Raw genomic sequence first — 23,105 nt, 5'->3', positions numbered from 1 at the left:
CTAAATGATCAATCTGACCCGACGCGGAATGCTTGGCCTTTCAGCCGGCGCCGCCGGTTCGCTCGTCCTGCCGCGATTTGCAATCGCACAGGCTGACAATCGCCCATCGATCACCATTGCTGTGCAGAAGGTGGCAAACAGCAACACGCTCGACGTTCTTCGCGAACAGTCGAATGTCGGCGAACGCGTTTTCTTTTCCAGTATCTGGGAGGCGTTGATCGACCGCGACTGGCTGGGCGGTCTTTCGGCTGTGCCTGGTCTTGCGACCGAATGGACCCGCATCGATGACAAGACGGTCGAGCTAAAGCTCCGTCAGGGGGTGAAGTTCCACAATGGCGATGAGATGACCGCCGAAGACGTTGCCTTCACTTTTGGCAAGGAGCGCATGTTTGGCGACACGCAACCAGCCGAAGGCAAGACGATTTACGTCACGGAGAAAAATCCGCTCGGTCGTGAAAGCAAGGAACTGCCGCTTGAAGTGCCAGCGACGGCACGTCGTTCCTGGCCAGCCTTGCTGGGTGTCGAAATTGTCGACAAATACACGGTGCGCTTCAAGAACGGTACGCCAGACGTCACCATGGAAGGCCGTATCTCCCGTTACGGTAGCCAGATTATGAGCCGTCGTGGCTGGGAAGAGTCGCCTAGCTATCTCGACTGGGCGCGCAAGCCGGTTACCACCGGGCCCTACAAGGTTGTCGAGTTCAAGCCGGACAACATGCTGGTGCTCGAAGCTCACGACGAATATTGGGGTGGACGCCCACCGCTGAAGCAAATCCGTTTCATCGAGGTGCCGGAAGTTGCCTCCCGCATCAATGGTTTGCTCTCGGGCGAATATCAGTTTGCCTGCGATATTCCACCGGATCAGATCGAAGGTATCGAAAAGAATGAGGCTTTCGAGGTGCAGGGCGGTACGATCCTCAACCACCGTCTAACTGTATTCGACAAGTTCCATCCGCAACTGGAAAATCCGTTGGTGCGTCGCGCATTTACCCATGCGATTGATCGTCAGGCGATCGTGGATTCGTTGTGGGCCGGTCGTACGGTCGTTCCGGCTGGTCTCCAGTGGGACTACTATGGCGATATGTTCGTTCAGGGCTGGAGTGTTCCGGAATATAACCCGGATCTCGCCAAGCAGCTTCTGAAAGAGGCCGGTTACAAGGGTGATGCCATTCCTTACCGCCTGCTCAACAACTACTACACCAACCAGACCCCAACCGCGCAGATCCTTGTGGAAATGTGGAACCAGGTGGGGCTGAACGTCGAAATTCAGATGCAGGAAAACTGGCAGCAGGTTCTGGAGAAGAGCCCGGGGCGTGCCGTGCGCGACTGGTCCAACTCCGCACCGTTCAACGATCCGGTTTCGTCTATCGTCAGCCAGCATGGTCCGAATGGTCAGCAGCAACAGGTTGGTGAATGGACGAATGAGGAGGCGAACAAGCTTTCCGTCATTATGGAAACGAGCACGGATCACGCCAAGCGCAAGGAGGCATTCAAACGGATGCTGGAAATCTGCGAACGTGAAGATCCAGCCTACACCGTCCTCCACCAGAACGCGACTTTCACTGCCAAGCCGAAGTCATTGAAGTGGAAGGCGGCGCCCGCTTTCGCGATGGACTTCCGCAAAAACAACTGGGCCTGATCCATTTGTAGAGGCGAGCCCGGTTCAATCGGGCTCGCTTTTCCTTTGGGGTTTCAAACCCTGCGACTGTGAATGAACCAGAAGGATTGCATGATGCCGCTGGTCGAAGTTTCCAATCTCAAAGTGGCCTTTGATGGCGTGCCGGTTCTGCATGGTATCGACCTTTCGATTGAGCGAGGCGAAGCTGTCGGATTAGTCGGGGAGTCCGGCTGCGGCAAGTCCGTCACCTGGCTGGCAGCGCTCGGTCTCTTGCCGAAAAAGGCGTCGATCTCCGGTAGTGTTCTCCTTGAAGGAACAGAATTGCTGACCGCATCGCGCAGCACGCTCGAAGGTGTTCGGGGTGGCCGTATTGCGATGATCTTTCAGGATCCATCGAGTTCCCTAAATCCGGTTATTCGGGTCGGGCGCCAGATTGAGGAGGCCGTGCGGCTTCATCGCAATCTGAGAGGACCTGCAGCCCGATCAGAAGTTTTGCGATTGATGGAACTGGTGGGAATACCCGATGCGCGTCGCCGCATCGATAATTATCCGCACGAATTTTCCGGTGGCCAGAACCAGCGTTTGATGATTGCCATGGCGCTGGCGGGTAATCCCGATATCCTTATCGCGGATGAGCCCACGACAGCACTTGATGCTACGATTCAGGCTCAAATTCTTGATCTATTGGCCGCATTGCGTGCGGAAACCGGCATGGCTGTGGTCTTTATCAGCCATGATCTTGGTGCAGTGTCGCAAATTTGCGAACGTGTTTCCGTCATGTATGCCGGGCGTATCGTTGAACAGGCCCGGACCGAAGCGCTCTTTGCTGCTCCGCGCCATCCTTATACGCACGGCCTGTTCGATTCTATTCCGAACCTTGATGGCGGGCGCAATCGTCTGATCCCCATTGAGGGCACAGTTCCTGAGCCGGGCAAGCTTCCGCAAGGTTGCGCATTTTCGCCACGCTGCTTGAGCGCGAGTGATCTGTGCGCGCGAAGCCTCCCCAGGCTCGGTGTTCCGCAGGACGATGCCGGTGAGGGGCGCATGGTCTCGTGCTTTCATCCCTATCCGGCTACCTCGCATTTGCCGCCATCCATGAGTGACCATGTTTCAGTCCCGGCGAGCACAAGGGCAATAGCACAATGACAGCTGCTCTCATCGAAGCTCGCGACCTTGTCAAAACCTACACGTCGCGCAAAGGTCCGTTCGCAAAACCGGTCGCGGTGCGCGCGGTCGATGGGCTTTCCATATCGGTCGCTCCGGCAACAACACTGGGCATTGTTGGCGAGTCCGGTTCGGGTAAATCCACGACCGGGCGGCTGCTTCTCGGTCTGGAAGATCCCAGCGAGGGAGAGGTGACGTTTGAAGGTTCAGCCCTACCTCGCCAGAAGACCGCAAGCTGGCGCGCTTTGCGGGCGCGTATGCAGCTTGTCTATCAGGACCCTCTGGCAGCTCTGGACCGACGGTTGCCGATTGGCCGTCAGATTGCCGAACCACTGGAGATTCACGGAATTGGAACCGCTGCTGAGCAGAAAGCGCGTGTTGCAGAGCTGATGCGAGCGGTCGGCCTTCGTCCCGATCAGGCTTCGCGCTATCCGCATGAGCTTTCAGGCGGGCAGCGCCAGCGTGTCGTCATTGCACGCGCCATCGCATGCAAGCCGCAACTCATTGTTTGCGACGAACCTGTATCGGCGCTGGATGTTTCCATTCAGGCGCAGGTTGTGAATCTTTTGCGCGATTTGCAGGAACGCGAAGGCATCGCCATGGTTTTCATCAGCCATGATCTGAAGGTGGTACGCAATATTTCGGATCGTGTTGCGGTCATGTATCTGGGCCGGATCGTCGAAGAGGCGTCCTCGGACGAGATTTTTGCCAAACCGCTTCACCCCTACACGCAGGCGCTGGTGTCCAGTGTCCCTGTCGCTGGAACTCCTCTCAGCGATCGCATCATCCTGCAGGGAGAGCCGCCGAACCCTGCCGCGCGACCTAATGGCTGTGCGTTTCACCCCCGCTGCCGTTTCGCGGCTCCGCGCTGCAGCAGCGAGACACCTGAACTCCTCGACATGCCAGCGGGACGCAAAGTGGCCTGCCATTTTGCAGGAACCCTGCAGACGGACAATATTCATGCTTAGATTTCTGATGGTTCGCGGGGTTCGCGCATTTGTGACCATTCTTCTTGTGGTGACATTCGCTTTCGTCGTTTTGCGTATGTCCGGTGATCCGGCCCAGATCATCATGGGACCGGACGCGCCACCGGAAGCGATAGCTGCCTTCCGGAAGAACTGGGGGCTCGATGATCCGCTCTGGCAGCAATATTTGCGCTATTTCGGCGCTATTGCGCGCGGCGATCTTGGGATATCGATGCGCGATGGCCAATCTGCAATCGCACTGGTGACTGAGCGCATTCCCGCGACGCTTCAACTTACGATACCGGCTTTGTTGATCAAACTTGGGCTTGGCATTCCGGCCGGAATTTATGCTGCGTTGCATCGCAACAGTTTCATTGACCGGGCTGTCATGGCTACTGCCGTCATCGGCTTCACTTTACCGAGTTTTGTACTTGGCTTGTTGCTCGTGCTGGTGTTCTCGGTTTCGCTAGGCTGGTTGCCCTCGGGCGGGCAGGACAGCTGGATGCATGCCATTCTACCCATAATCACCATGGGGCTCGGCGGCGCGGCCATTCTGGCGCGGTTCTCCCGCAGCGCAATGATCGAGATTCTGGGGCAGCCCTATATTCGCACGGCGAGTGCCAAAGGTGTGTCCTGGCGAAATGTTGTCTGGCGTCATGCACTGCCTAACGCGGCCATCCCGATTGTCACTATCGTCGGGTTTATGGTCGGATCGCTGATTGCAGGTGCGGTGGTGGTTGAATCGCTCTTTTCCTGGCCAGGCGTGGGCAGATTGCTCGTGGTTTCGGTAGCCAATCGCGATCTTGCTATCGTGCAATGCATATTGCTTCTCGTGGCCGCGACGATGGTGATCTCCAATTTCATTGTTGATCTTCTCTATGGTTATCTCGATCCGCGTCTGCGTCAGGCGCAGGGCAAGGCGTGAGGCTGAACCGATGACGGATATGACCGCCAATACTGCCACTGTTTCCACGCAACCGAAAAAGAGCCGTAAAAGCATTCCGCTGATGGTCATCATCGGCTTTGTCTGGATCGCCGCAATGATCCTGATTGCGCTGACTGCGGACTGGATAAAACCCTACAACATTACAGCCTTTGACCTGAAAAACCGCCTCGCACTGCCGGGGAACGCACAGCATTGGCTGGGTACTGATGAGCTGGGACGTGACGTGCTTTCACGCCTCATCGAATCCATTCGCATTTCGCTGCTCATCGCGTTTGGTGCGACGATCATTTCAGCGGTGTTCGGGACGACACTGGGTTTCCTCGCAGCTTATTTTCGAGGCGCGGTGGAGCAGGTTGTAGTCATGCTGGCTGATTTTCAGGCGGCGCTGCCATTCCTGATTTTGTCGCTTGCCGTACTGGCGTTCTTCGGAAGCTCGCTTCTGTTGCTGACCTGCCTGATGGGCTTCTACGGCTGGGAGCGTTATGCCCGTATCGCGCGTGGACTGGCTGTCTCAGCGAATGCACAAGGTTATGCAGCAGCGGTTACCCAGCTCGGCGCTACGCCGTCGCGAGTGTATCTCAAACATATCCTCCCGAACATTGCTTCAACGCTAATCGTCTCGATGACATTGACATTCCCGGAGATTATTCTCCTTGAAAGCAGCCTCTCGTTTCTGGGCCTTGGCGTGCAGCCGCCGATGACCAGCCTTGGTAATATGGTTGGTTATGGTCGCGAATATCTCACTCGCGCACCGTGGATCATGCTCGCGCCGTCATTTGTGATCATGTTCACGACGCTGTCGATCAGCTTTGTGGGTGATTGGCTACGCGACAAGCTGGACCCGACCACGAGATAAGACCGGTCAACTTCCAACACTTGGACCTTGCGATTCTGAAAGCGAATTGTTTAGTGTGAGGCGACAGAATTTTTATAGGAACTGACGTCTTATGTTGAAGAACATCAATCCATTGCTGACCGGCTCGCTGCTCGAGGTTCTTGCCGATATGGGGCACGGAGACGATCTCGTGATTGTTGATGCCAATTATCCGGCGCAGTCCTCTGGTGTCCACGTGCTGGACTTTCCGGGGATCACTGCAACGGATATGGCCGAGGCTGTGTTGTCGCTGTTGCCTTTGGATGATTTTGTCGACAAGCCAGCCGCTGTCATGCAGGCGCCCAATGAAACGCCGGCGATTTTCAAGGAATTTGAATCAGTCATAGAAAAGGCTGAGGGTCGAAAGATTTCTGTCGATCCAGTTGAAAGATTTGCTTTTTATCACCGCGCTCGCGATGCTTTTGCGATCATTCGTACCGGTGAGAAGCGGCTTTATGGCAATATCATTTTCAAGAAGGGCGTCATCCGCTCTTGAACGGTGAAATTGACATCGGCGTATGAAAAACCCGGGCATTGAGCCCGGGTTTTTTTATTTCAGCTTTATTCCTGTGGCTTCTCTGCCTGATCCTTCATCGGGCCTTTGTGCTCACCACCTTTGTGGTTGCCCATGTGATGTGAACCTTTGTGGTGAGAGCCTCTGGCTTGGTGATGCATCTTCGCGGCGCGCATTTCGCTGCGATCGATTTTGCCATCCTCATTTCGATCCAGTGCAGCGAATTCCTTCTTGCGCTGGTTCTCCACTTCCGCAAGCGTAACCTTGCCGTCGCCATTGACGTCGAGGCGACGCTCCATGCGGTCAGCTGCCCGGCTCACGATGCGCTTGAGTGCCAGTGCTTCGATTTCGGCGCGAGAAAGTACGCCGTCGCCGTCGGTATCGGCGGCCTTGAGGTCATCCATGCGTGAGAATTTCTCAAGATCGACAGGGCCACGCTTGCCCTTCATGTCCTTGTTTGGGGCAACGGTCGTCTCTGCTGCCGGTTTATCAGTATTTGCACTGCTATTTTCTTGTGCCAGTGCGGGTACAGCAAGCAAAGATGTTGCAATTACAGCGATAAATGCGGTCTTCGATTTCATGGCTATTTGACTCCATTACTCTTTTACAGGGGCGCCGCTAAAAGGCGTGCGAGTAATGTCTGTCTTTTTAGATGAACCGCATATGAATATGCCAATTAATTATCGGTAATGTATTGGGGAGTGTATGAGCAAACCAGAGTTGAAGCATTCTCCAAAGCGAAAAATCATCCGCAGGCACTGAGACACATATTCGTTCGGGCAAGAAGAATTTTTCTGATCCATCAGGATCAGTTATCAGCGGAAGCGTTTGTTTTCAGAAGAAAAAGTGGTGGGTGATGTAGGGATCGAACCTACGACCCGCTGATTAAGAGTCAGCTGCTCTACCAACTGAGCTAATCACCCACTCGCTTTGCCGAGGCAGCGGCCCCGGTGAAGTGAGCGGTTCTATAACGGCCTCTTTTCCACCTGTCCAGCCTCCAACTGCAAAATTTCTGAAAAAAATAACAGCTTGCGTAAAAAGCCCGGAAATGCGGGCCTTCCGAAAATCCATAACTGCGCGTTACCGGTGTCTTTTTCAGGGTGTGTGCATTCTGGTTGTGTTTTCTGGTCGCTCTTTTGAGAATCAAAAATGAGAGATTCTTGATTTGATTCATTTTTTCACGTTTTCGGCGTTGTAAGCGGAACCCTGCGGCTCCATATTCGCCGATGCTGGACTAATACGTGCGGCGGGGAGGTTTCGTTCAGGGAGTAGAGTCACGCTGCAAATGTCGCAGCCATGTCATCAATTATTGATGCTTGTCTGAGAAACTACGGCATATAAAAGACTTGATCGGTTGGTAGTGGTTCTGAAGTCACGGACACCGGCGCCGCCCCTAAAATTTGTCAGAGCAAGGCGCTTTATGCACCGGGTTGCCCTTGCCGAAGAAAACAGAAACGGCTCATATCGTTTCAAAATCCGGTTCGCGACATTTGAGGACGGAATGGAAAGTATAATAGGCGATCTCGGACAGTTTATTTCCGATCATCGGGCATGGGCTGGGCCTATCGTGGGCGTTATCGCCTTCGGCGAATCTCTCGCCATTATAGGAATGTTCATTCCAGCTACGCCGATCATGATCGCTATCGGCGGCCTCGTGGGTGCCGGAATCATCGAACCCATTCCCGTTATAATCGGTGCGATTATCGGCGCAGTGATTGGCGATATCATCTCCTATTTCCTGGGCTGGTGGCTGGGCCGCAATATTATTCACAAGTGGCCGCTCAACAAACACCGCAGCGGTGTGGCGCGTGCACGCCTTCTCTTCCGTCGCTATGGTTTTTCTGCAGTGTTCCTTGGTCGTTTCTTCGGCCCTGTGCGCTGTACCGTGCCGATGGTTGCCGGTATGATGTCTATGGATCAGACACGCTTCCAGACAGCCAATGTCCTCTCCGCGCTTGTATGGGCTCCGCTGATGTTCCTTCCGGGCTGGCTGGCAGGTCGTGGAGCAGGCGTTTTCGCCAGAATGGATGGCGATCACATGTTCTGGTTCGTGATCGGAATCACTATCGTCACCATCATTGCGACGGTTATCGGTGTGCGCTTTTTCAAAGCTCGTCCACGTCGGGAGCGTAAGCGCCGCGTTCAGGTCTCTCCCGCCGAATAATCGACCTCTTGTGCTACAGGCTTCGGTCTGCATAATAACAGACCATATGTTCCATGTGGCAACCGGTGTGGCTGAGGATTCAGGCCTCGCGACACCTCATATAAGGTTCATCGCGCTTTATGCCCGACGACAGTTCTGACGATTCGTCTTCTCGAAGTCCGAATTCCCCGGAGGGGTGTTCGGGCTTCCTGCGCATTGAACAATTCCCGATAGCCTTTGCCTGCAAGAGACTGGACCGCACAGATGCGGCCCGGTCACAAAGCTGTTGCGACGAATTTCCCAATTTCCATTTCTGCTGATCTTTAAAGGAGCCGACATATCATGGACTGGTCCATGGACTGGATTGCTGACCCCAATGCCTGGATAGGTTTGGTGACATTGGTGGTGCTCGAGATCGTTCTCGGTATCGACAATCTCGTCTTTATTGCCATTCTGGCCGACAAACTGCCCCCACACCAACGTAATCGCGCGCGACTTATCGGCCTTACTCTGGCTCTTTTGATGCGTCTGGTGCTGCTGGCGTCGATTTCCTGGATCGTCACCCTCCGTGAGCCATTGGTTTCGCTCATGGGGATGTCGTTCTCGGGCCGAGACATCATCATGCTAATTGGTGGTCTGTTTCTCCTCGCCAAGGGCACGATGGAGCTGCATGAGCGGTTGGAGGGTGATCATGGGCCTAAGAGTTCCAAGGTCGTACATGCTGTGTTCTGGCAGGTGATCGTTCAGATTGTCGTGCTTGATGCCGTGTTCTCGCTGGATAGTGTCATCACGGCTGTGGGCATGGTTCAGCATCTGCCGGTCATGATGATTGCTGTCATTATCGCCATCGGCGTAATGATGCTTGCTTCCAAGCCGCTGATGGATTTTGTCAACAAACACCCCACCGTTGTCATCCTGTGTCTTGGCTTCCTGATGATGATCGGTTTCAGTCTGGTCGTGGAGGGTTTCGGCTTCCATATTCCAAAGGGATATCTTTATGCGGCGATCGGCTTCTCGGTGTTGATCGAAGCGGCCAACCAGATGTCGCGACATAATCGCGAAAAGCTGGTCACGACCAACGATCTGCGAGAGCGCACTGCGGGTGCCGTCCTGCGTCTACTCGGTGGCAGTCGCGGCGAAAACCCGCTTTCCGATACGGTTGACGTGATTGCTCAGCAGACAGCGGCCAGTGATGTCTTCCTGCCGGAAGAAAAGGAGATGATCCGCGGCGTTCTTGATCTGGCTGATCGACCTGTGCGTTCTATCATGTCGCCGCGCAACGAGATCGAGTGGCTTGATCTCGATGAAGACGAAGCGGAACTTGATGCGGCCATTCGTGAGCTGTCACATTCTCGCGTCATCGTCGCGCGCCGTCAGGTGGACGAGTTTATCGGTGTGGCGTTGGTCCGGGACCTCTTGCTCGACATTGGTGACAAGAAGCCTGTCGACTGGGACAAAATCGTAAAGCAGCCGCTTGTCGTGCATGAAAATGCAAACGTGCTGCGTGTTATGGAGCAGTTGCGTAATTCACCTGTCCAGATCGCAGTCGTCGTCGATGAGCATGGCTCTTTCGAAGGTGTCGTGACGCCGACCGACGTTCTGGAAGCCATTGCTGGTGAGTTCCCGGATGAAGACGAAGAGGCGGCTGTCGCGCAGTCGGATGGGCAGGGTGGTTATCTTGTAGACGGCTTTACCGACATTCGCCGGTTAAGCGGCCTTCTGGAACGCGACCTTCTGGATGACGGTGACCGTTATACTACCCTTGCCGGCTATGTTCTCTGGCATCTCGGACACCTGCCTTTGGGTGGAGAAAGCTTCGTTGCCGATGGCCTGGAGTTCAAGATCGAGTCGATGAATGGTCGTCATATCGGCAAGGTACGCATTACGCCCTCAACCGACTATGAGGTTTAACAGGAATGAATTTGCGGGTTGTTTGGTCTGGCTCGCAAATTATTTCACGCAGTTAACTCCGATAAAATAAGTAGGTTATTGACAAAAGCCGAGAAGCCTTCAAAATTAACCTATCGTTCATTGTTGCGGCGAAAACGCGATGATATTTGAGCGTAAGGCAATGAGGAGGCTAGGCATGAAGCGAACCGTTCAGCTGCTCGCTACGAAAATGAAGAATACGGTTTTGCGTGTTCCGGCCCTTCTGGAGCGGCCTTGGAGTGAGATGAAGCTGAATGCGGAAGAGATTGCAGCCCGCCGCCGTAGTCGGCTGGAGCGTGGCGAGCATAATTTTCTCTGGTGCTGGCAGCATCGCGGTTTCTGGTAAGTCCAGAGTCTAAGAAAGTTTTGAAGGCAGGAGACCTCCGTCTCCTGCCTTTTTGCATTTCATTTTATGGTTTCGCTCCTGATGAGAATTATTTTCTCACGCCAGCATGAGGTTTGGGTACGGGTTCCATGAATGGCGATAAAAGTAGTTTATATATTTAAATCAATGATTTAGATTGATTTTGTCTCTTCTCTCGTTAGATTTGTTTTCTGAAAACAATCCAGTTTAGAGCGCTTTTCGCAAACAGCGTGGTGGGGATGGGTCTAATGAGAAAAATTATTCTATACGCGGCGGTAGCCTTCGGTCTCGGCTCTGCACCGGTTCATGCACAGGAGCCGAAGGAAATCTTGAATGTTTCCTATGACATTGCGCGGGAACTCTACGAACAGGTCAACAAGGCTTTCATTGCCGATTGGAAGACGAAGACGGGCGAGGATTTAACCGTCAATCAATCTCATGCAGGTTCTTCGAAGCAGGCTCGCTCGATTCTGGAAGGACTTGAGGCGGATGTCGTTACGTTTAATCAGGTGACCGACGTTCAGGTCCTCCATGACAAGGGTAATCTGATTCCCGCGGACTGGCAGAAGCGGCTTCCTAACAACTCCTCGCCTTACTATTCGCTCCCTGCATTCCTCGTTCGTGAGGGCAATCCGAAGAACATCAAGAATTGGGACGATCTGGCGCGTGACGACGTGAAGGTGATCTTCCCGAATCCGAAGACCTCAGGCAATGCGCGCTATACCTATCTTGCTGCGACGGCCTATGCGAACGAGGCGTTCAAGGGTGATCAGGCGAAGGTACACGAGTTCATCGGGAAGATTTTCAAGAATGTTCCAGTCTTCGATACCGGCGGACGTGGAGCAACGACGACTTTTGCCGAACGTGGCATTGGCGACGTGCTGGTGACGTTTGAAGCTGAAACACGCGGGACTGAGAAAGTTCTCGGACCGGACAAGTATGATGTCGTTGTCCCAGAAGTCAGTCTGCTGGCGGAGTTTCCCGTTACGGTTGTCGACAAGGTGGTAGACAAGCGTGGATCGCGCAAGATAGCGGAAGCCTATCTGAACTATCTCTATTCACCGGAAGGTCAGGAAATTCTGGCTCAGAACTTCAACCGTGTGCACGACAAGGATGTCATTGCAAAGCACAAGGACATCTATCCTGATGTGCGTCTCGTGACGGTTGAAGATGCTTTCGGTGGCTGGGAGAAGGTGCAGAAGGAACATTTCGCCGAAGGCGGGGTGCTTGATCAGCTATTCACAGGCAAATAACAAAGCCAACTGGCGATCCCGGACGGGATCGCCTTGCTTTTTGGAAAAATCCAGTGGCGCTTCTAAGCATGAAACGTAATTCTGTGCTGCCGGGGTTCGGACTGACCCTCGGCTGCACTTTGCTTTATCTGGCTGTTATCGTGGCCTTGCCACTGCTGGCCATGATTCTGAAAACGGCAAGTCTTGGCTGGAGTGACTTCTGGAGCATTGTGACTTCAGATCGGGCGCTAGCGACCTATAAGATCACCTTGAGCGCAGCCGCAGTGGCCACTGTTTTTAACGGCTTGTTCGGTCTTCTGCTGGCTTGGGTACTGACGCGATATGAATTTCCCGGCAAACGTCTGATCGATGCCGCCGTCGATCTTCCTTTCGCGCTGCCGACTGCCATAGCCGGTCTGGCATTGGTGACGCTATTTGCCCAAAATGGCTGGTTTGGACGGTTCCTTGAACCGATCGGGATAAAGGTTGCTTATGCGCCGCTCGGCATCATGATCGCGATGTTTTTCACCAGCATCCCGTTCGTTATCCGCACGGTTCAGCCGGTGCTTGAAGACATGAGTGCTGATGTGGAAGAAGCTGCCCGCAGCCTTGGGGCCAGCTCCTGGCAGACATTCTCACACATTATCTGGCCGACCATCTTTCCAGCTTTCCTTGCAGGCTCGTCGCTGTCCTTTGCCCGCAGCCTCGGTGAGTTTGGTTCGATTGTCTTCATCTCTGGCAATCTCCCCTTTGAAACCGAAGTGACGTCGTTGCTCGTTTTCATCCGACTCGACGAGTATGACTATCCTGCAGCCGCTGCACTTGCATTCGTGATGCTCATTACGGCTTTCGTGATGCTTCTTGTGACCAATCTCATTCAGGCAAGGCAGCTTCGTTATGCAGAACGCTAGCGCAAGCCTGCAGGCACGAAATTCCGGACCAGTGCGCAATCTGTTGATCTGGCTGGCGGCTGGCTTGTCGGTGGTCTGCATTGGAGCGCCTCTGGCCATTATCTTCTCCTACGCATTCAGCAAGGGCGCCGATGTCTTCTTCGGTGAAATATTGAAGCCTGATACGTTGCATGCGGTCTGGCTGACCATTCTCACAGCAATCGTCGTGGTGCCGATCAACATGGCCTTCGGTGTCTGTGTCGCATGGCTTGTGACCAAGTTCCGTTTTCCAGGACGGCGGTTGCTGATCACTTTCGTTGAGATACCGTTTTCGGTCTCGCCCATCGTGGCCGGCGTGACCTACCTCTTCCTGTATGGATCGCAAGGTTTGCTGGGGCCATTGCTGGAAACTTATGACATCAAGGTGATGTTTACGGTTCCGGCGATCTTCCTTGTCAGTCTCTTCGTCACTTCACCTTTCGTGGCGCGTGAACTGATTCCGCTAATGGAAGTGCAGGGGAGCGATGAAGAAGAAGCGGCTCTGACGCTTGGCGCCAATGCCTGGCAAACCTTCTTCTATGTCACCTTGCCCAATATCAAATGGGCTTTGCTCTATGGTGCGGTGCTTTGCAATGCGCGCGTAATGGGAGAGTTTGGGGCAACGTCTGTCGTTTCGGGTGCAATCCGAGGCAAGACCAATACGCTGCCGCTTCAGGTGGAACTACTGTTCAATGACTATAACGTCGCTGGTGCATTCGCTGCGGCTTCGACGCTCGCTTTGATCGCTCTTCTGACACTTGTCCTGAAGGTTCTGCTAGAACGTAGGCAAGGTGCCTAAAATCGAAGAAGCCGTCCATTCGAAGAATGGACGGCTTGCGGTCACGCTGCTTGGGAAAGCGTGTTGGCTACCGGTTCTCTGTGAAGAGAGGATGCAAGGATAATCCCTTCCGGCCAGCGGCTGAATCCACTTGCTACGTTGATGTGGCCAGCATGGCCGAGATCGACAAATCCAGATCCCCACACATGGGACAGAGCTTCTGCCTTGGCAAAGCTCATATATTCATCGTTGCGGCTTGCCACGACGATGGAAGGGAAGCCCAGCTCATGGCGCGGCAGCGGCGCAAAGCTCTGGAAACGGCTGTCCTTGCGGGCCATAGTTTCCGCGTCGGCAGGTGCAACGAGAAGGGCGCCCGCCACATGTGCTGCCGACGGTCGGCTGGCCAGATGTGCGACCAGTGCGCAGCCGAGACTATGGGCGACCAGAACGGCGCCCGGATTTTCGGCGAGTTTGGCTTCGAGTGCGTGCATCCAGTCGGATAGCACCGGATAGTGCCAGTCGTCCTGTTCGACAAGCAATGCTGACGGATCGTCATGCAACCATTGGCGCTGCCAGTGGCCTGCTTCCGATCCCTTGTAGCCGGGGATGATCAATGTCGCAGGCATGCGTTTTTCCTCTTGGATAAAGCCTTGGGAGGGCGTTCAGTTTCGCAATTTGTTCCATTTGCGAAACTGGTTCCAAGATAGGCGGCCATGGCCTCCATTTTAAGGAAAACAAATTCAAATTATGGCGGGTTTTGTGAAAAATATACTCCGTCGTTGATCTGCTTCTATTTTCGCTGTTTATCGTTCCAGCGCAGGAGAAACTGGGATTTCTCGAAGACCAGCACGACCACAAGCGACATCGCGAACGGAATGAGCAGGTAGAGCAGACGGAAGACGATCAGCGCAGCCAGAACATCAGCCTGATTCATATCCGGCAAGCCAGTCAGGAAAACGAGTTCCAGAACACCAAGGCCGCCCGGAGCGTGCGATATCAGGGCTGCAGAGAATGAGACCAGGAAGATGCCAAGAATAATGAGGAAACCGGGATTGCCGGCCTCTGGCAAGGCAAAATAAATGATACCCGCGGCACCGATCAGCTCCAGCGGTGCGACGATGAGCTGCTGCACTACAACCGACAGCCGCGGATATTCCAGACGGAAACTGCCGATCTGAAGCGGACGCAGGCGCAGCCAGCTACCGAAGACATAAAGCAGTACGAATGCCAGCATCAAAAGTGCAATGATGATGGAGACGGTTGGTGTCAGTTCCTCGTTGAAGCGCATGAGAATATGCGGCTCCAGCAGGAGAACGACGCTGGAAGTAATGACAACACCGAGAATGAATGTGAATGAACAGAAAGCGATGAGGACGGCGATCTCGCTGCCGGGCATGCCTTGAGAGGAATAGGCCCTGTAGCGCACTACGGCACCGGAGACGACTGAAGCGCCAATATTGTGCGATAGCGCGTAGGTGGTGAAGGAGCAAAGCGCGATAAACAGCCAGGAAATCTTGCGTCTGAGGTGCAGCAGCGCGATGCGATCATAACCAGCAAGCGAACTGTAGGCCAGAAGTGCTGAAGCCGCCGCGAGCGCCCAATGATGGGCGCGGATGGCGTAAAGACTGTCCAGAACATCATCGAGCGAAATGCTGCGAAGTTCGCGATAGAGAAGCCAAGCCGAAATACCGACTGCGCAAATACCCACGACCGGCCAGATGTAATCCTTTGCTTTCATCAACCGGTCACCATGCCTTCATGCTTCATATCATCCCCTTTTTTGCCCATGATATCGGTCGACCCATCTCCCGATATTATCCCTAATGCGTCGGCCTGAAATTCGTTTTCCTCTGAAACGGTTTCGGTATTTTTCCTCTTGATCTCAGTTCCGATTGCCTTTGCCATGGCTGCTGCGATTTCTTCTTCTCCCAGAATGACAAAATCTGCGCCAAGATCATGCAAATATTGTGCTTCTGCCTTTGAACAGGCCCGCACGACGATGCTGATTTCCGGATTGGCGGCTCTGGCCAGTGCCGTCACCCGCCCAGCTTCGAAAGCGTTGGGTATTGCAATAACCAGGTTTCGAGCCGTTACCGGATTGGCCGCCTTCAGTATATCTGAATCCGAGGCGTTCCCTGTAATAACCTGGATGCCTTTATCCTTGAGCGAGGCGCTGACTTTCGACGAATCCTCAATGACGAGAAAAGGCGTCTCTGCCTGCAATCCTGCTGCGATCCTTTCGCCGATCTGGCCGTAACCAACGATAATCGTGTGTGCGGTCAGCAAAGTCTGCGGCAATGGCTCGGGCTCAGAAATATTGAGTTCGGCACTGGTGTTATCACCGGCTGACGTTTCGCCTTTGCTTCGTTTTTCGATCCATGGTCGCATCCGTTCCGCGACAATGAACATGACTGGATTGAGGAAAATCGAGAGGATTGCGCCTGCGAGAATGAGGTCGCGTCCGGCTGGCGGGAGGAGATTAAGGCTGACGCCCAATCCCGCAAGAATGAAGGAGAACTCACCAATCTGCGCAAGGCTCGCCGAAATGGTGAGCGCTGTGCTGACAGGGCGACGGAAAGCGCGCACGATGAAGAATGCTGCGACCGATTTACCGATAAGAATGATGGCGAGCGTTCCGAGCAGGGGCAGCGGATCGCGAAGAAGACTCATCGGGTCGAATAACATGCCGACAGAGATGAAGAACAGCACCGCGAAGGCGTCGCGCAAGGGGAGGGACTCCTCCGCGGCTCGATGGCTGAGTTCGGATTCGCTCATCACCATGCCGGCGAAGAATGCGCCCAATGCGAAGGAAACGCCAAACAGATGGGCTGCGCCGAAAGCGACGCCCAGCGCAATCGCGAGCACACCAAGACGAAACAGTTCGCGAGAGCCGGTCTGAGCCACGACGTTCAGAAGCCACGGTATGACCTTACGCCCGACTATGAGCATCAGGGCGACAAACAGAACAACCTTGGCAATGGTGAGAAGGATGATGCCGCCAATTCCGAGGCCAAGCCATGAAACGATAGGATCACTCGCTGCTGAGCCTTCTGCACGGCCGGTTACACTGGCGACTGCCGGAAGCAACACCAGTGCCATGACCATGGCAAGGTCTTCGACGATCAGCCAGCCTACTGCGATGCGTCCACGTTCGGTGTCGATCAGGCGGCGCTCTTGCATGGCGCGCAACAGGACGACGGTACTGGCGGTCGAAAGTGCGAGGCCAAAAACCAGACCCGCCTGTACATCCCAACCAAGGGCGAGCCCAAGGCCGGTGCCGAGGGCTGCGGCTGCTGCAATCTGCGCGAGCGCGCCGGGTACTGCTATGGCTTTGACGGAAAGAAGATCTTTGAGGGAAAAGTGCAGGCCGACGCCGAACATCAGCAGGATGACGCCAATTTCGGCTAGCTGCAGAATCAGATCCTGATCAGCGACGAATCCGGGCGTGTGCGGGCCAGCAATGACACCTGCCAGAAGATAGCCGACGAGGGGGGAGATTTTCAGGCGGGTGGCTATCGCACCGAAGATGAAGGCCAGGCATAACCCGATGACGATTGTCGCTATCAAAGGCGTGTCATGGGGCATCAGGTGCCTTCCCCCTCTGGCTTTTCAATTGTGTAAGTGGGAGCCGGGCAAGGTTTGAGCCTTGCCCGGCAAGCGGGCTATTTCTGCGCTGCGGCGCTGTCTTCAATTGCCTGATGGGCTTCCTTGCGGTGTTGCCACCAGTTGCCGAGCAGAAGCAGGATCGGAGCGGCGATGAAGATCGACGACGATGTAGCGATAAAGATACCGAACAGCATCGGCACGGCAAAATTATGAACCGCGCTACCGCCCCAGATTGCCATTGGGAGCATACACAGGAACGTCGTCATTGATGTGTAAACACAGCGGACGAGCACCTGATTGATACTCATATCGACAATCTCGCGCAGCGGCTTCGATTTATAAAGACGCATGTTTTCACGCATGCGGTCATAAACCACGACCTTATCGTTTACCGAGTAACCGATAGCGGTCAGAAGCGCTGCGATGGCTGTCAGGTTAAAATCGAGCTGGAACAGCGCGAAGAAGCCGACCATCTTCGTGGTGTCGAGGATAAGCGTGATGATTGCGCCCATCGCAAAGAACCACTCGAAGCGCCACCAGAGATAGATGAGCATGCCGAGTGCCGACAGGATGACGGCGATGAAGCCTGAACGGGCCAGTTCACCAGAGACTTTCGGGCCGACGACTTCTGTCCGCTCGATTTTCACACCAGGATCAAGCTCGGTTACGGCTTCGCGCATCTTGTTGACAGCAACCGTCTGCGCTTCCTCGCCACCTTCCTGACGCTGGACGCGGATCAGGACATCATTCGGGCTACCGGCTGACTGAAGCGCTACTTCGCCAAGACCCAATGCGCCTAGCTTGGCGCGAAGTTGCGCCAGATCGGCTGGCTGTGACGTGACGATTTCCGCCTGAATGCCGCCCTTGAAGTCAATGCCGTAATTCAATCCCGGTTTGAAGAACAGACCAATGGACAGAATAGACAGCACAATCGAGACGCCAATGCCGATGAAGCGCGCATTCATGAAGCTGATATTCGTCTTTTCAGGAACGAATTTCAGGAACGGCTCGATGACGAGCACCTTCAGCTTACGCTTGCGGACGTACCACGCCATGACCATACGTACCAACGTCACATCAGTGAACATGGAGATCGCGATACCGAGCATCATGGTGATCGCAAAGCCGCGAACCGGGCCTGTGCCGAAAGTGAACAACAGCAAGGTCGAGATCAGGGATGTAACATTCGCATCCACAATGGTGGAGAAGGCGCTATGGAAGCCCTTGTCCAGCGCGGCCATGGCTCCGAGGCCGCGTCGCGTTTCTTCGCGGATACGTTCATTGATGAGAATATTGGCGTCAACCGCGATACCAATACCGAGAATAATACCGGCGATACCGGGCAATGTCAGCGTTGCGCCAATGAGGCTCAAGGCAGAGAAGGTGAGCAAGGTGTGGAGCAACAGCGCCACGTTGGCAATCGTGCCCCAGACGCCATAAAGGAGCTGGATGAAGACCGCGACGAGTACGAAGCCCACGATACCTGTAATCAGACCCATCTTGATGGCATCGCCGCCAAGATCGGGACCAACAGTACGTTCTTCGATAACGGTCAGCGGAGCGGGCAGGGCGCCAGCGCGCAGGAGTGCCGAAAGAACAACTGTGTCCTGAACCGTAAAGCTGCCGGAAATCTGGCCCGAGCCGCCGGTGATCGGTTCACGGATGACCGGAGCGCTCAGCACCTTTCCATCAAGCACGATTGCGAACGGACGATTGACGTTTTTCGTCGTAATGTCCGCGAACTGGCGTGCACCGAGGCTATCGAAACGGAAAGACACGATCGGCTCGTTGGTGCGCTGGTCGAAACCTGCACGCGCATCGGTGAGACGCTCGCCGGAAAGGGCGATCTGATCCTCGATCGGATACTTGATGTTGGGATCCTTGGAATCCGGCATGATGGTCACGCCCGGAGGCGGCGCATCGTTCGGATTGGCATCGGCGACCATATGGAAGCTCATTTTCGCCGTGCTTCCGAGAAGCTGGCGAAGCTGCGCCGGGTCTTGAAGACCGGGAAGCTGAACGACGATACGGTCCGAGCCTACGCGCTGGATGGACGGTTCTGCAACGCCGACCTGGTCGACGCGCTGACGGATGATTTCAAGGCTCTGCTGAAGAGCGGCATCAAGACGATAGTTGAAACCTGCCTCGGTGAGGGTCAGGCGTACCTGATTGTCGTTCGAGGCAACATCTATGTCGTTGATCGCCGTACCGAAACCGCTGGTATTGACCTGCGAAATCAAGGTGCGAAGTGCAGTTTCCGCCTTGGAACGCTGGTCCGCATCAGGGATGGTCACAACGACCGCATCGCCGACAGCACGGATCGACTGCGGCTGGATGCGTTCGGCACGCAGCTTGCTGCGGGCATCGTCAAGCAGAGAGCGCAAACGGTCTTTCTTCAGGCTCGCTGCATCGACTTCGAGCACGAGATACGAGCCGCCGCGCAAGTCGAGGCCGAGCGTGACCTGACGCTTCGGGAACCAGGACGGCATCGCCTCAAGTTGCTTTTGAGTGAAAAAGTTGGGCAAGGCAATGATAACGCCGATCGCAACGATCAGGCTATAAAGCACAACCACCCATTTGGAAGTACGCATGGATTAAGGTTCCGGTTGGTACGCCCCAATTGCCACTCATCAAGCAGCGGTGCGGGCATCGTTTGTAATGGTGTCAGGATTGGTTAAAGCCAATCTTCGAGGATGGCATATTATGCGCTTTTAGGAGGCGCACGGGCAGAGCCAAAATGTCTCTGCAAAACTGCGAGGCGCTGGAAATTCAGCGCCGCTTTGGCTGCTGCCGACTTTGGAAGAGCAAAAGCCACTGCCGCCACGGGCAGCGCTACTCCGGTGCCATCAAGGTAAACAGCTTTGATCTTGGCTGCGATCGCTTCGATCAAGATCGCCCGCATGGGCTGCGGCGAGGGGGTGGATTGTTGGCGAACAGGGGTTGTCGGAGTGCCTTCGACCTGTCTTGCGACGATGCCGCCGGAGTGACCACGGGCAACATCTTCGTCCGGCGTTGAAAAATCCACGGCAAACAGAAAAGCCGTAAACGACAGAACGCACGTAACGAACAGCATGAAACCATGCCGCTTATGCTGTTCCGTGTTTTTCATGCCCTTCATCAAATCGCCAAGACTTTCTTTAGAGTCTATCCGTGGAGTTGAGCCAGCTTTTCACACTCATTGCGAATCCTCATTAATCATTTGTGTTCGCACGAACAAGGAAATACTGGCATCAAGGCTCGTCTTATACGTTATGGGTCCGCTTCCTGCGCACCGTGAAATCTTGTAGACGGCCTACGCCTTGCATCCGTTTTAGGGCGCTTTATGTTGAAACCATGTCTTGTTTAACGGCAGAATTGAATTGGCATATTCATCGACGTTTCGTGTTCTTGCATTTTCTCTTCTGATCGGCGTTCTGTCGCCGGGTGGCATTGCGCCTGCCTTTGCGCAGGATAACAAGCCCTCGACTCCGCCGGCGGCACAAACCGCGCCCGTTGCCGCTCCGCAAAACGACTCAGCCCAGCAAGCGCCCGCCGCCACCGATCAGCAACAGGCACCAGCGCCTGTTTCCAGTGTTGTTCAGCAACAAAAGCCTGTCATCAACGATCTGAAGCAACAGACGAAACGGATCAGTGATCAGCTTCCCAAGGCCACTTCGAACGATGAAACGCTGGCCAATCTCAAGCTCCAGCTGGACTCTCTTTCAAAGAAGCTTCTGGATGCTGGCGTTTCATTCCGCCCGCGTCTGACTGAAATCAATACGCGGCTGGAACAGCTTGGCCCCGCACCCTCTGGTGATCAGCCGCCAGAACCGGCAATCGTCAGTGAAGAGCGGGCGCGACTGACCGCCGAAAAGGCCGAGATCAATGCCATTGTCGGCGAGACGGAAGACACATCGCTTTCCGTCAATCAGATGTCCGCAAAGATCGGCGACATGCGCCGAGACCTTTTTGCACGCACACTTTCACAACGCGTGAATCTCGATACGACGCTGGGTACAGAGGTTGCTTCGGCTGCCAGCAACCAGATGGTTTCACTCTGGCGCATCGTTCAGTCGTGGTGGCGTTTTGTAAGTACGTTCAAGCTCAAGTCATTTCTCGCTGCCGCGTTTTTTGCGTTTGCGGCGGCGCTGGTCATCCAGCTGGGTGCAAGGCGCGTCCTCGGAACTCTCTATCAACGCGATCCAACGATCGAATCGCCCTCCTATTTAAGCCGCCTCTCAGTGGCTTTTTGGTCTACGGTTATACCGTCCGCTGCTGTGGGCGTATTCTTGGCGACGACTTATTTTTTAATGAACTATTTCAACGTTTTGAGAACAGATATTGCCGCTCTGATTCAGTCGCTTTTTCTCGTTCTTGGGCTCGTTTTCTTCATTCATAGACTGGCATCTGCCTGTATCAGCTCGGATATGCCGCAGTGGCGGCTGGTTCCGGTCGCACCACGTCCAGGGCGCGTGTTGGGGTTGCTGATAACTGCCACGGCGCTGACAAGCGGGCTCGATTCTTTCTTCGGAAAGGTCAACCAGATTTTGTCATCGCCTCTGTCGCTGACGATGGCGAAAAGCCTGCTTGCTACGGTGATGGTTGGCGTTCTCATCCTGGCGATTGCGTTTCTGAAACCGGTTGAGCGCGAAAAGGATGGCGCTGTCCGCTCATGGCCGCGCGCATTCAGAACATTCCTGATCATATTGGGGCTTTTACCCATTCTGACCGCGCTGTTTGGCTATATCGGCATGGCGCGCTTCATATCGCAGCAGATCGTGGTGACGGGCGCATTTCTGGTTACGATGTATATGGGCTTCTTGACTGGGCGTGCAATTTCCGAAGAGCAGGCTTTCGCATCCAGCCAGATTGGCAAGGCAATGCGGGAGCGGTTTCATTTCGATGACGCAACCCTTGATCAGCTTGGCCTTGTGGCGGGCATATTGATCAATCTCGTCGTTGCCTTGATCGGCATTCCGCTCGTTTTGATGCAGCTCGGCTTCCAGTGGGCCGAACTTAAAAGCACCTTTTATCAGTTGATGACCGGCTTCCAGATCGGCAATATTTCGATCTCGCTCATGGGACTATTGACCGGCGTGCTGCTGTTCGTGATCGGCTATCTTCTGACGCGCTGGTTCCAGAACTGGCTCGACAACAGCGTTATGGCACGGGGGCGAGTGGATTCTGGCGTACGCAATTCAATCCGCACAGTCATAGGCTATGTTGGCCTTTGTCTTGCCGCTCTGGTGGGTGTATCGGCCGCCGGGTTCAATATGTCGAACCTGGCCCTTATCGCCGGTGGTTTGTCTCTCGGTATCGGTTTTGGTCTCCAGAATATCGTCCAGAATTTTGTTTCTGGTCTCATTCTGCTCGCCGAACGTCCGTTCAAGGTCGGCGACTGGGTAGAAGCCGGCACGGTCAGCGGTATCGTCAAGAAGATCAGCGTGCGCGCAACGGAAGTGGAAACTTTCCAGAAGCAATCGATCATCGTGCCGAATTCGACGCTTATCAACGGTAACGTCGGCAACTGGACGCATCGCAACAAGCTCGGGCGCATCGATATCAATGTGCAGGCCTCTTATACGGAGGAGCCGCGCCGGGTCCACGCTTTGCTTCTCGAAATTGTTCGTGGCCATCCGTCGATCTTGAAGAATCCTGAGCCGTTCGTTTCGTTTCAGAACATGAACGATTCACTGATGATTTTTGATATCTACGCCTATGTGGCCGATATTACAGCGACGGGTGGTATCAAGAACGAGTTGCGATTCCAGATTGTAGAGCGCTTCCATGAGGAAGGATTACACCTGTCGTCTACTAGGACTGATCTCGTTCTCAGTGTGCCTGAAATCGAAAAACTCTCCGATTTGATGCAGAAGGAGAAAGAGCCTTCATCATCAGCCAAGAAGAAAAAGGCCCTGACAGAGAAGCCGGAAGTCGACGAGGATGCCGACGACCGGGCTTGATGAACGTTTCGTTCAGTTGCAGTTCAGTTTTGTCCGCTTATAAAGGGGATGACAGAGGGCAATAGGGCTCTTGCGACATTGGACATATCGCGGCGGGAGCG

At 54.5% G+C, this 23,105-nt stretch carries 19 protein-coding genes and 1 tRNA gene; 13 read left to right on the top strand and 7 right to left on the bottom strand.

Going from position 1 to position 23,105, the window contains the following annotated elements; all coding sequences use genetic code 11:
• Positions 1–4: 4 nt before the first annotated feature.
• The 6 genes from OHI65_RS17255 (at position 5) to OHI65_RS17230 (ending at position 6,063) form a co-directional block, all read left to right on the top strand.
• Positions 5–1,639, top strand: a complete 1,635-nt coding sequence (locus OHI65_RS17255; RefSeq protein ID WP_125300132.1) for an ABC transporter substrate-binding protein — start codon at positions 5–7, stop codon at positions 1,637–1,639.
• Between the two features lie 90 nt (positions 1,640–1,729).
• On the top strand, positions 1,730–2,764 hold the full coding sequence (locus OHI65_RS17250; RefSeq protein WP_125300382.1) for an ABC transporter ATP-binding protein: 1,035 nt from the start codon (positions 1,730–1,732) through the stop codon (positions 2,762–2,764).
• A complete protein-coding gene (locus OHI65_RS17245; RefSeq protein WP_012091823.1) occupies positions 2,761–3,750 on the top strand; it encodes an ABC transporter ATP-binding protein in 990 nt (329 codons plus the stop codon). Before OHI65_RS17250 ends, OHI65_RS17245 begins: the two co-directional genes overlap by 4 nt.
• Complete coding sequence (locus OHI65_RS17240) at positions 3,743–4,672, top strand: ABC transporter permease (protein WP_012091824.1); 930 nt, start codon at positions 3,743–3,745, stop codon at positions 4,670–4,672. The genes OHI65_RS17245 and OHI65_RS17240 overlap by 8 nt, the downstream gene beginning before the upstream one ends.
• 10 nt (positions 4,673–4,682) lie before the next feature.
• A complete protein-coding gene (locus tag OHI65_RS17235; RefSeq protein WP_012091825.1) occupies positions 4,683–5,549 on the top strand; it encodes an ABC transporter permease in 867 nt (288 codons plus the stop codon).
• A 91-nt stretch (positions 5,550–5,640) separates the two neighbouring features.
• Positions 5,641–6,063 carry an RbsD/FucU family protein gene (locus tag OHI65_RS17230; protein WP_010659810.1) on the top strand — a complete coding sequence of 141 codons (423 nt, stop codon included), beginning with the start codon at positions 5,641–5,643 and terminating at the stop codon, positions 6,061–6,063.
• A 65-nt stretch (positions 6,064–6,128) separates the two neighbouring features.
• On the opposite strand, the gene OHI65_RS17225 is transcribed toward OHI65_RS17230, so the two are convergent.
• Together OHI65_RS17225 and OHI65_RS17220 are read right to left on the bottom strand one after the other, a co-directional pair.
• On the bottom strand, positions 6,129–6,662 hold the full coding sequence (locus OHI65_RS17225; RefSeq protein ID WP_125300133.1) for an EF-hand domain-containing protein: 534 nt from the start codon (positions 6,660–6,662) through the stop codon (positions 6,129–6,131).
• Between the two features lie 266 nt (positions 6,663–6,928).
• Positions 6,929–7,004: transfer RNA gene (locus OHI65_RS17220), tRNA-Lys, on the bottom strand.
• A gap of 578 nt (positions 7,005–7,582) precedes the next feature.
• Between OHI65_RS17220 and OHI65_RS17215 the strand changes: the two genes are divergently transcribed.
• From OHI65_RS17215 to cysW, 6 genes are all read left to right on the top strand, one after another.
• A complete protein-coding gene (locus OHI65_RS17215; RefSeq protein WP_010659812.1) occupies positions 7,583–8,245 on the top strand; it encodes a DedA family protein in 663 nt (220 codons plus the stop codon).
• Between the two features lie 321 nt (positions 8,246–8,566).
• Positions 8,567–10,135: a TerC family protein gene (locus OHI65_RS17210; RefSeq protein WP_012091834.1), complete on the top strand. Its 1,569-nt coding sequence runs from the start codon at positions 8,567–8,569 to the stop codon at positions 10,133–10,135.
• Positions 10,136–10,310: 175 nt separating this feature from the next.
• On the top strand, positions 10,311–10,499 hold the full coding sequence (locus tag OHI65_RS17205) for a hypothetical protein (protein ID WP_125300134.1): 189 nt from the start codon (positions 10,311–10,313) through the stop codon (positions 10,497–10,499).
• Between the two features lie 266 nt (positions 10,500–10,765).
• On the top strand, positions 10,766–11,770 hold the full coding sequence (locus OHI65_RS17200) for a sulfate ABC transporter substrate-binding protein (RefSeq protein WP_125300135.1): 1,005 nt from the start codon (positions 10,766–10,768) through the stop codon (positions 11,768–11,770).
• A gap of 68 nt (positions 11,771–11,838) precedes the next feature.
• A complete protein-coding gene (cysT, locus tag OHI65_RS17195) occupies positions 11,839–12,660 on the top strand; it encodes a sulfate ABC transporter permease subunit CysT (protein WP_012091837.1) in 822 nt (273 codons plus the stop codon).
• Positions 12,647–13,477 (top strand): sulfate ABC transporter permease subunit CysW, encoded by an 831-nt coding sequence (gene cysW, locus OHI65_RS17190; protein ID WP_012091838.1) that lies wholly within the window; start codon positions 12,647–12,649, stop codon positions 13,475–13,477. The genes cysT and cysW overlap by 14 nt, the downstream gene beginning before the upstream one ends.
• 41 nt (positions 13,478–13,518) lie before the next feature.
• Here the strand turns inward: cysW and OHI65_RS17185 are convergent, their stop codons facing one another.
• From OHI65_RS17185 to OHI65_RS17165, 5 genes are all read right to left on the bottom strand, one after another.
• Positions 13,519–14,082: an alpha/beta hydrolase gene (locus OHI65_RS17185; RefSeq protein ID WP_010659818.1), complete on the bottom strand. Its 564-nt coding sequence runs from the start codon at positions 14,080–14,082 to the stop codon at positions 13,519–13,521.
• A gap of 164 nt (positions 14,083–14,246) precedes the next feature.
• Positions 14,247–15,194, bottom strand: a complete 948-nt coding sequence (locus tag OHI65_RS17180; RefSeq protein ID WP_125300136.1) for a lysylphosphatidylglycerol synthase domain-containing protein — start codon at positions 15,192–15,194, stop codon at positions 14,247–14,249.
• Positions 15,194–17,041: a YbaL family putative K(+) efflux transporter gene (ybaL, locus tag OHI65_RS17175; RefSeq protein ID WP_012091841.1), complete on the bottom strand. Its 1,848-nt coding sequence runs from the start codon at positions 17,039–17,041 to the stop codon at positions 15,194–15,196. Before ybaL ends, OHI65_RS17180 begins: the two co-directional genes overlap by 1 nt.
• Positions 17,042–17,118: 77 nt before the next feature.
• Complete coding sequence (gene secD / locus OHI65_RS17170) at positions 17,119–19,653, bottom strand: protein translocase subunit SecD (protein WP_012091842.1); 2,535 nt, start codon at positions 19,651–19,653, stop codon at positions 17,119–17,121.
• A gap of 110 nt (positions 19,654–19,763) precedes the next feature.
• Positions 19,764–20,180, bottom strand: a complete 417-nt coding sequence (locus tag OHI65_RS17165) for a hypothetical protein (protein ID WP_125300137.1) — start codon at positions 20,178–20,180, stop codon at positions 19,764–19,766.
• A 241-nt stretch (positions 20,181–20,421) separates the two neighbouring features.
• Between OHI65_RS17165 and OHI65_RS17160 the strand changes: the two genes are divergently transcribed.
• Positions 20,422–23,004 (top strand): mechanosensitive ion channel family protein, encoded by a 2,583-nt coding sequence (locus OHI65_RS17160; protein WP_125300138.1) that lies wholly within the window; start codon positions 20,422–20,424, stop codon positions 23,002–23,004.
• The last annotated feature ends 101 nt before the right edge of the window (positions 23,005–23,105 follow it).

The organism is Brucella sp. MAB-22, assembly GCF_025908475.1.
GTDB classification, from domain to species: domain Bacteria; phylum Pseudomonadota; class Alphaproteobacteria; order Rhizobiales; family Rhizobiaceae; genus Brucella; species Brucella anthropi.
The sequence above is the reverse complement of the archived record's forward strand: the minus strand, read 5'-3'. Positions and strand labels throughout refer to the sequence as shown.